Origin of the sequence: Priestia sp. YIM B13486, assembly GCF_042787865.1 — a bacterium.
In the GTDB taxonomy this organism is placed as follows: Bacteria; Bacillota; Bacilli; order Bacillales; family Bacillaceae_H; genus Priestia; species Priestia megaterium.
Genome location: NZ_JBHZOZ010000030.1, coordinates 1 through 8574 on the forward strand (window position 1 = coordinate 1; position 8574 = coordinate 8574).

Genomic DNA, 8574 nt, shown 5'->3' on the forward strand with positions numbered 1-8574 from the left:
ATTATTCAAGTGGTAGTTATCATCCTCCCGCAATTCACGATTACTTCAACAAAACCGTACAACCTTATTTAGAAAAAGGAATTTCTTTCAGATCATGGGCACATGTAGAATGGAGTAGTATGGAAGACCCTTTGCATCTGATCGAAGATTTCGAAAAGATAGTGGATGACGCTGTAAATCAACTATCTTTTCCATTAATTTGTGCATATAAAAGTGAGAGAATGCCAGAATACCTGAGAAATATTTTAATGGAAACACACCCTTATATTCTTGTAGAAGATGATTTAATTCTCTCTGAACAATACCCATCATCAACTGATGTGAAATAAAAAAACAATGAGTATGATTACTTAAGCGTTTTTTATTTCTCCTTTTAGATCTAGCAATGCTTTGACCCTATAACGGAAAAATGTACTCTTTATAGAAATAAGATGATATTATTAATTTGCAGTTATCTTTTCGTTATTTGTTATACGTTTGAACCCTTTTAAAAAGCTATCTAATTTCTATGTAAAGCCAATGCTCATAGAAATTAGATAGCTTTTTTATGCTAATAAAAAATGTTAAAAAGGAGCAAAAATATTATGTTAACCAGAAATGAATTTTTCTTATTCAACAGAGAACTATTATTTTTACTGGATCAACACTCTACATGTACTGATTCTAGTCTAAAAGAGATGCTGGTCACCCAGATTGCTCTTATGCTTGCTGTTCTTAGCTAAATTGCATATTAATCTTATTATCTTTCCATTTCTTGATCCCTACGCTTATTACGCTTGTGAATGCCCCCAACAGTCCACTTCCGAGATTGCTTCTTTATTTTCTTTAAGACATTAATATCTTATTTGAGGATGTTATAATAGTTATGATCCTGAATAAATTGGAGGTTATAACTGTTATGTACATGGAATTCTATGAAAAAGTAGATGGATTAGCAAGAGCTATTGGAGTCACGACTTCAACTGCAAAGAAATATTATTTACTTTTTGAAGAGCATGGTTATAACTTTAAACGTAATCAGCAAGGACAACTCTTGTTTTCACAAGATGATATAAATTTATTTAAAGAATTAATACTTTTAAAAAATGAAAAAGGTATGACTGTTCCGAAAGCCGTAAAGGAAATTGTAAAAGATAAAGTTATAACAGACACAACTGATATAACAGATATAACTGTTACAACAGAGGATATAACGGTTATAACCAGGCAAGTCACAACAGTTATGACTGAACTAGATGAGTTAAAACAATTAGTGAAAAATCAAAATGAAATCATAGAAAGACAACAAGAAGACTTCAAAAAACAAATTCTAAAACAGGAAGCATACATAAAAGATAGTTTAGAACAAAGAGATAAAACATTGATTACAACATTAAGAGAAATGCAAGAGTCACAAAAAGAAATAGCATCCAGTTTGTCAGAAGAAAAAAACAAGAAGAAATGGTGGCAAATATGGTTACCTTAAACCACTCAGATTGATTGGGTGGTTTTTTGGTTTGTTACAATTTTACAACATACGCCATTTATAATTAGTTGGCCGTCTTAAGACGGCTCTTTGAGCCTTAAGGCTTCAATTTTTTTCTAACGAAAAAAATATAAAAAGACTCTTGCAATTCTATAAGCGAATTGCTATTTAAATAGAGAGTGAGAAGGTACAACATAACTAAAGTAGGTTGAAGCCTTGATAACAAAGGATTTTATATCAGTTTCGTACTTATCAAATTTGATAAGTATACTTATCAAATTTGATAAGTACGAAACCAACTTAAAAATAAAAAAAGACTCTTATACAAGAGTCTTTTAAAAAAATCTAACCGGAAGTTTACTTAAAATTTTTGATTTCATTAACTTTACAAATTGAATTTTTAAACCTTCTTCTATTTTATCTCGATCGCCTGCATAAAGAACATGAGGGTTAATAAATAATGCATAGGTTTTAACGTTATTATCCTCTACATAGCCTTCTGAGCGTGCGATGATTCCTTTACTATATAAACATTTAACGACTCTACTAACCTTTGACTCACTTGTCCCTAAAGCTTGTGATAAAGCCCTTTGGGTCAAAGGTATAGGTTGTTTCTTCTTAGGATCATCTACAATAGCATTAGATGAAAAACCAATAAACGGAATCAAACTCATTAGAAATATAATTTCTTCATTTTTTAAATAACCTATGTTTTGAAGATAAGCCCAGTTCTCTTGTATTATTTGAACAAAACGAGCTTTGTTTTTAACTTTCCTTTGGGGAACTAACTTCATTCCAGCTGCATTAGCTTTAGCTTGAAGTTCATTGGCTTTTTCCATTTCTTCATGACTTAAAATTTGTTCATTTTGAAGGTCTTTCACTCTAGCCTTTTTATTGGCCTCTGATAAAGATTGTCCTAAACTTGATAAGTTTTTTTCGTTTTTAGCCATACTAATTCCTCTCCCTATGTGGCAGGAATTAGTCCCTTATGATAGAATATGTACATCAATATGTGTATAAGGGACCAATTCCCTTTCTCTTGTGAGAAACCGCCTGCCGTCCAAAGCTTTGGCGGTTTTTCTCATTTATACTACATTCAACACTATCAATAATTTCCCTCTTTTTCTACTCTTTTCGCAGTTTTTCAACGAATTTTGTAAAAGTGTAATTCATTACCCTAGACTAATTCCAAATAACCCAAAGAACCATTTAAACAAAAAGAACATAGGAACCATAAAGACGGCTGCGCCAGCTCCATATTTAACCCAATCTAACCAACCATTAAACGCCACACCCAGCTTAGCGTTCGATATCATAGTCTTGCTGTTTTTTTCGACCTCGCTGAGTTCCGCCTTCGCTGTCGCGCTTAAGCTGTCGAACTTGCTGCCTAGGCTGTTGTTGATCTTCTCTAGCTCGTCCTTGATCGCTTGATTGTTTACTTGAAACTCTTTGCTCAGAAACTCCTGATTCTGTTTCATTTCGCTGTGTAGTACTCTGATGGCCGTCTTCATCTCGGCCAAAGTTTCGTTTGTATACTGCTTGTGTGTAACGATGTCGTTCTCTAATTTGCTCAGCAACGTCATCGAAGTCAATTCCATTTCCCTCTGTACGTCTTGGCTCGTCTGTTTGATCTCCTTGAGCTCTTGTTCTATCATCATCTCTTTGTTCATGTTTTCTTTCAGGAACGTTGAAAGATAACCCTCTGTCGCTCTGAGACGCAAGATCATCTCCTGGTATAACTGCTGTAACTGTTGTAACTCCTCTTTCTGCGGAACCTGCTGTTTCTCTTTCTCTTGTAACTTGTCTTTCAAAGCCATGTAAAATCGTCTCCTTTTCGTACGCCAGCCCTAATTTCGTACCACGTACCTTTTTATTCGATTCTAGATGCTCATACGTGATGTTTTTACCTCTTAAAGTCACTTGGACGCCTTGATCTTTTAAACATTCCTGGAACTCTTCAAAACTAGCTGTCTGCTCCCTGGCTTGATCAATGGCCGTTCTAATTTCATCCTTCCAACTAGACTCACCTTTTTCAAGTAATGACTGTTCAGCTAGTGTGTAACGAACATCGGCTGAGCGCTCTTCTACGATGGAAAGGCCGTGTTCCTTGCACAGTTCATCACTCACTTCACGAAACCGGTCAATGGCTTCTTGACCATGAGCATGAAACTTTCGGCCATCCTCATAGTTCACCGCATTAATCACAATGTGGTTATGGATATGATCCTTATCGGTGTGCGTATAGACGGCCACCTCGTGACCTTTTGCCAACTTCTCAGCCAGTTGTAACCCAATCTCATTGGCTTGTTGGGGATCTACTTCATCTGGTTTAAAAGACTGAATGATATGGTGGGCTTGTATGCCGCCACTCTTGCCCCATATTTCCCTTGTAGCCTTAAATTGGTTCCTTACATAGTCCACATCGCAATCAAGCGAATTTGATACCTCAGCGCGCTTCTCAGCGTACTTCAGTAACGCATTGGCATTTTTCGTCGTACTCAGCTTAATTGTTGCCATGCTGCAGCCAATCCTTTTTTAATTTCGTCGAGATTGTTTACCAATCTCCCAAGCTCCTGTTCACTCAATTGTTCAATGTCTCTTGCATTGCACCATCTCGCAATCTGGTTCATATTGGTACCCACAGCACGCAATTCCTTCGCAATTGCCAGAGCACCCTCACGATTGATCTTCGGCTGTCGGACGCGAGTACCCTGTGCCTTTGCTTTCACAAAGGCAGGCACCGTCATTCCTACGTTATCCGCCATCAGCGATAGCCGTTCGAATTCTTCCTCAGTGACACGGAACTTCACCTGTTTAGGCTCGTTCCTACGCTCGCCTTTCGTCTCGCTCATTCCTTTATTCCTCCTTATGTTCACCTACTAAGCGTGGTGAACTTGGTGTAAAATTCCAGCTGTATGCTTCCATAATACACCAAACAGTCGGAATAAGGCAAGCTCTACAATTGGTACCCAATTGAGCTTGGTTATGCTAAGCATAACAATCCCCCCAACCCCCTTTTCAAGGGGGAGACAGACCGCGGACGCTGTCCACACCTGCCAAAGGAAAGCTCCTTTGGAATGGCTTCTACAAACACCCCCAACCCCCTCAAAACTTTGAGGGGGCTCCCTCGCCGGTTGGCGTCAAACAAACGTGTTTGTTTGAGTGCCAAGAGGGTTCGGGTGTAGAGACATTGTCAATTCCTTAATGCTCCCTACGGTCCGCTTACCATTGACAATGCAGCTTATCTCCCCCTTTGTTTTGGGGTGAGAGGCTGGCTTCTTATGTTTTTAAGTGTGTTTCTCATCTTGGAATAAGATGAACACTTTAGGGCAGCCGATCTGGCGGTTCGGCAGGTATACTTGCCTAAACAAGCCGATCCCCTATATCCTTCGTTTTGGGTATGTCGGCTTGGCAAGAGATCCAAACCTGCCGGAATTTTTTATGCAAGGAGAAAAGAGTGGAGATTTTTTAAGTGGTATTCTTAAAAAATACGACTCGTACCTTGTATCAAAAATAGCCTTTGTGGAGACTAATCCCACTGTCCCTTCTCTAATTTTTATTTAGTCTAATAATCCCTTGTCTTTAAATACTTTTCTTAAAGCCTCATTTACCAATTCTGATTTATAACTTTTTGGAACACGATCAATAATACTCAATACGTCACTATCAAAATAAAAGCCTCTATAGACTCTTTTTGAACGATCTTTAGGGTGCTGCAGCAACAAATCAATTGCATCTACTTTACTAGCATTGGTACTAGCTTTTAAAAAGCTAGTACTAGTACTTTCACTTTCATTTATATTACTAATACTAGCTGCTATCTCACTGTTAGTTTGCTTTTGTTCTGCTGGCATTTTATTAGTTTTAGAAATAAGGGTATTAAAATCAACTTCTAAAGGTTCTGGCTCTTCCCCAACATAACGATAAATACTTTGCTTACTGTCCCATTCATATCCTAGTTTCTTAATTCTTAATTGGATGGTACGAGTACTTACATCATATTGATCAGCTAATTCTTTAATGGTGATTTCTTTCATCATAATTCCATTTAACATCTTTTTTACCAGCATCATACTAGCCTCCACTTCCGTTTTAAAAGTATAGTACTAGTATTCAAATGCAAAATGATATTTCCTGCTCAAAAATATTCAAATATAAAATCATAAAAATAAACGACCTGAATATCAAAAAATACTTTGAACAAACTATTCATGATACCTAAATGTTGTCTTCCACTGCAACCTTATGAGAAAGAAGGCTGTCCTCCCTGATAGCTTTCTTTTTTATGAATTACTAGGGCATAAAACTCATTAGTTTACATAATGAGAAGAAAATGTTTCATAGTCGCACATCCGCCGTTTCATTAGGGTGGACAACTTCATATTTTATATGAATGAAAGAAAGGATGTGTTTATGAATGAATAAGTTTCTAATTCCGGGTCCTCATCAAAATTGGATTTATCAACCTAGCGATACTTACTTTTTCCTTGGGGATCAAAATGCCAACTATTATATTTTTCCGTATGAGGTTGATCCTGAAATCGAGATTGTTATCAAAGGACAATACCCATATGCAAGATATTTTTCCTTCAATGTAAGTGGTGAAATTAATCAATTCGTTGCATCAGCCGTGGGTCGTAATATAATTCCTGATCCTGGAAGTAAGAACCCCTTTCTCCCTGGAGCTAATTGGGATGCAAAAAACCGAAACTACACCTTAAAAATCCGATTTACGGATCCCCCTAAAGGATCTAATCGTTTTGTTCCTGGCGCTGGTAATAATATTATTTACGCCAAAACTTTGGAAAACGGGGCACCCAATATACGTGGGTTTATTATTTTAAGAATTTACGTTCCTAGTTTAGGCTATGATAAAACAGGAGGTGTGGGACTTCCATCTATCACTTACTATTCCACAAAACAGGGTAAAAGATATCCAAATAATTCCTGTGTCAAAAAACAAGAACTCAACCGAAAGAACAAGAATGGACAGAATCAGATGTATTTTGATAGTTATTTCAATTTAAACACTACTAATACAAGAAATAAGAATAAAATAGATTGTAGCCATAGTTGCGATTTAACCTGGAGACGTTTTGAACCAGAATTTGCTCAACCTGAAGGCAATACGGTCTATACTATTTCCAACCGAATTGACAGGGACCCCTGTAAGCTTTTGTTTATTCGTTGGAAAGCTCCTAAGTTCCCGGATACGTATCATAATATCGGGATATCAGGCAATGAAGACATGCAATATTGGAGTATGAGTTTTATAACACCTATTGGTTTTTTAGGGCTCTATACAATCTCAGATTACCAGACAATTATTGATAAAAAAGGCTACGTCAATCTTGTTATAAGCTTTGGAGCTCCACGTCCATCAGATATCACCCCCGAAAATGGGTTTACCTGGGTTGATGCTAGTCACCTTCCTTTAGTCCCTCTTTACCTTTTTTACAGAAACAATCAGATATCCCGAAATTTCCCTTATACAGCTGAGGATGTTCCAAAAAACGAAATCGTGACACGGGAAGATATGAAAAAATATTACCCATGTGGTAAATATGTCAATAGTAGAAATAAAGAAAAAAAACGATAGTTTTATATTTCACTATAGAACTTGATATATAAGAATTTGTATTAGTTTTTCCCTTTTTAATGACCTAACGAATAGTTAATACTATTTTGAGCAAACTACCCAAGACGCCGTGAGGCATCTATCCTTAAAATAAGAGCGTACATCTCAAGAAAGAGAACCCTCCCACGCAGAATAAGGGAGGTTTTCTCTTTTCACGCTGTATACCATAATGTACTTTATCAGAAGTAACAACCTTAGCTTAAAGTAAAATTGATCCTATTTTTAAATAAACAATGTTTCAACAATGCTACAAGATGTTTCATTTTCTATACATAGATGTATCAATCCTTATAGAACCTAATTGTCATGGTATACTATCGAACAATGACAAAACATTGTATATGCCAATATGTTTTGTTCATTTTCTGCATTGAACGAACAAAAAACCACTGATTAGGTCCAGTGGTTTTTTGCTTTCAAAATTGAATATGTTTTTATCATTTGAGCAAACTACCCAAGATGATGGATATCATTATCTCACCTAGCATAACCTTTGAAAAGACACCTGAATAGGCACAGGAGTCTTTTCTCTTTTTCGGCTGTATGCCCTATACATCTGTAGTTAACATAAAACATAATATCAGAAGCAAAATATATTTTATAGAAAACCCCATATTTTATGTTTCATATTAATCTAAATGGGTAAAGAAATTAATAATGGATTGGAATTTCACAGGAAACAGTCTTAATTGGATCTGTTTCTTTTTTTATTTGAATTTATAAAACGAATAAGTAAGTAATAACATGAGCAAACTACTCAAGACGCCGTGAGGCATCAGCCAACAACTACAGCTAAAAAGCAGAAAAAACTACTACTTCTCTCCGTCGGCGTAGTTTTTTCTGCTTTTTAGGCTGTATATGCTATACAAGGTTAGTTAACATAAGGTCTCTTTCCGGAACACATGAAAAAAGAGAACCCCTATGAGAGTAAGGGTTCTTTAAGGATCACTTTTATAGAATATACAGCTTTTTATACATCGTTGATATGACGGAGTTCTCCTTACAGGTAGTTGAAGAGATGATGCATAAAAAGCGCACCTTTTATTCATATGTTACGCTCTGATAAAGTATAAATAAAAATTTTACCACTGTATTCAATTTACATAATCCCAGTATAATTAGAGAGATAGAAGAAAGAAGGGATTATGTGTGCAAAAATAAAATGAATCAGTTATTTGAAGACCAAAAGAGTGTTCATGTACTGTATTCCTATAACGAGTCAGAAAACTATATAAAACAAATCGTAAGTTATATCCAAGATGGAATTCTTTCTGGAGATTGTATTATTCTTATTGAAAATGACCGTTTATATCCTCTCATTCATAATGAACTAAAAACACTATTGACCACAGATCAAATGAAAATGATACACCGTATTAATAATTTCGATTTCTATTATTCAAGTGGTAGTTATCATCCTCCCGCAATTCACGATTACTTCAACAAAACCGTACAACCTTATTTAGAAAAA

Annotated in this window: 9 protein-coding genes; 4 read left to right on the forward strand and 5 right to left on the reverse strand. The window is 36.0% G+C overall.

Annotated elements, in window-relative coordinates:
* Together ACFX4G_RS28085 and ACFX4G_RS28090 are read left to right on the forward strand one after the other, a co-directional pair.
* The coding region (locus ACFX4G_RS28085; RefSeq protein WP_377578359.1) for an MEDS domain-containing protein at positions 1-329 on the forward strand (329 nt) is incomplete at its 5' end.
* A gap of 569 nt (positions 330-898) precedes the next feature.
* Positions 899-1465, forward strand: coding sequence for a DUF3967 domain-containing protein (locus ACFX4G_RS28090; protein ID WP_377571707.1), 567 nt, complete (start codon positions 899-901; stop codon positions 1463-1465).
* 335 nt (positions 1466-1800) lie between these two features.
* Here the strand turns inward: ACFX4G_RS28090 and ACFX4G_RS28095 are convergent, their stop codons facing one another.
* The 5 genes from ACFX4G_RS28095 to ACFX4G_RS28115 all read right to left on the reverse strand — a co-directional run bounded on the left by ACFX4G_RS28095 (position 1801) and on the right by ACFX4G_RS28115 (position 5538).
* Positions 1801-2415, reverse strand: coding sequence for a helix-turn-helix domain-containing protein (locus tag ACFX4G_RS28095; protein ID WP_377571709.1), 615 nt, complete (start codon positions 2413-2415; stop codon positions 1801-1803).
* 222 nt (positions 2416-2637) lie between these two features.
* Positions 2638-2781 carry a hypothetical protein gene (locus ACFX4G_RS28100; RefSeq protein ID WP_377571711.1) on the reverse strand — a complete coding sequence of 48 codons (144 nt, stop codon included), beginning with the start codon at positions 2779-2781 and terminating at the stop codon, positions 2638-2640.
* Positions 2765-3982 carry a relaxase/mobilization nuclease domain-containing protein gene (locus ACFX4G_RS28105; protein WP_377578362.1) on the reverse strand — a complete coding sequence of 406 codons (1218 nt, stop codon included), beginning with the start codon at positions 3980-3982 and terminating at the stop codon, positions 2765-2767. The genes ACFX4G_RS28100 and ACFX4G_RS28105 overlap by 17 nt, the downstream gene beginning before the upstream one ends.
* Positions 3964-4317 (reverse strand): plasmid mobilization protein, encoded by a 354-nt coding sequence (locus tag ACFX4G_RS28110; RefSeq protein WP_377571699.1) that lies wholly within the window; start codon positions 4315-4317, stop codon positions 3964-3966. Before ACFX4G_RS28110 ends, ACFX4G_RS28105 begins: the two co-directional genes overlap by 19 nt.
* A gap of 708 nt (positions 4318-5025) precedes the next feature.
* Positions 5026-5538, reverse strand: a complete 513-nt coding sequence (locus ACFX4G_RS28115; RefSeq protein WP_377571701.1) for a hypothetical protein — start codon at positions 5536-5538, stop codon at positions 5026-5028.
* A gap of 344 nt (positions 5539-5882) precedes the next feature.
* Here ACFX4G_RS28115 and ACFX4G_RS28120 point away from each other — a divergent pair, with 344 nt between their 5' ends.
* Entirely contained in the window at positions 5883-7064 is a 1182-nt protein-coding gene (locus ACFX4G_RS28120; protein WP_377571703.1) for a hypothetical protein, read from the forward strand.
* Between the two features lie 1186 nt (positions 7065-8250).
* A partial coding sequence (locus ACFX4G_RS28125; RefSeq protein WP_377578365.1) for an MEDS domain-containing protein occupies positions 8251-8574 on the forward strand: 324 nt, incomplete at its 3' end.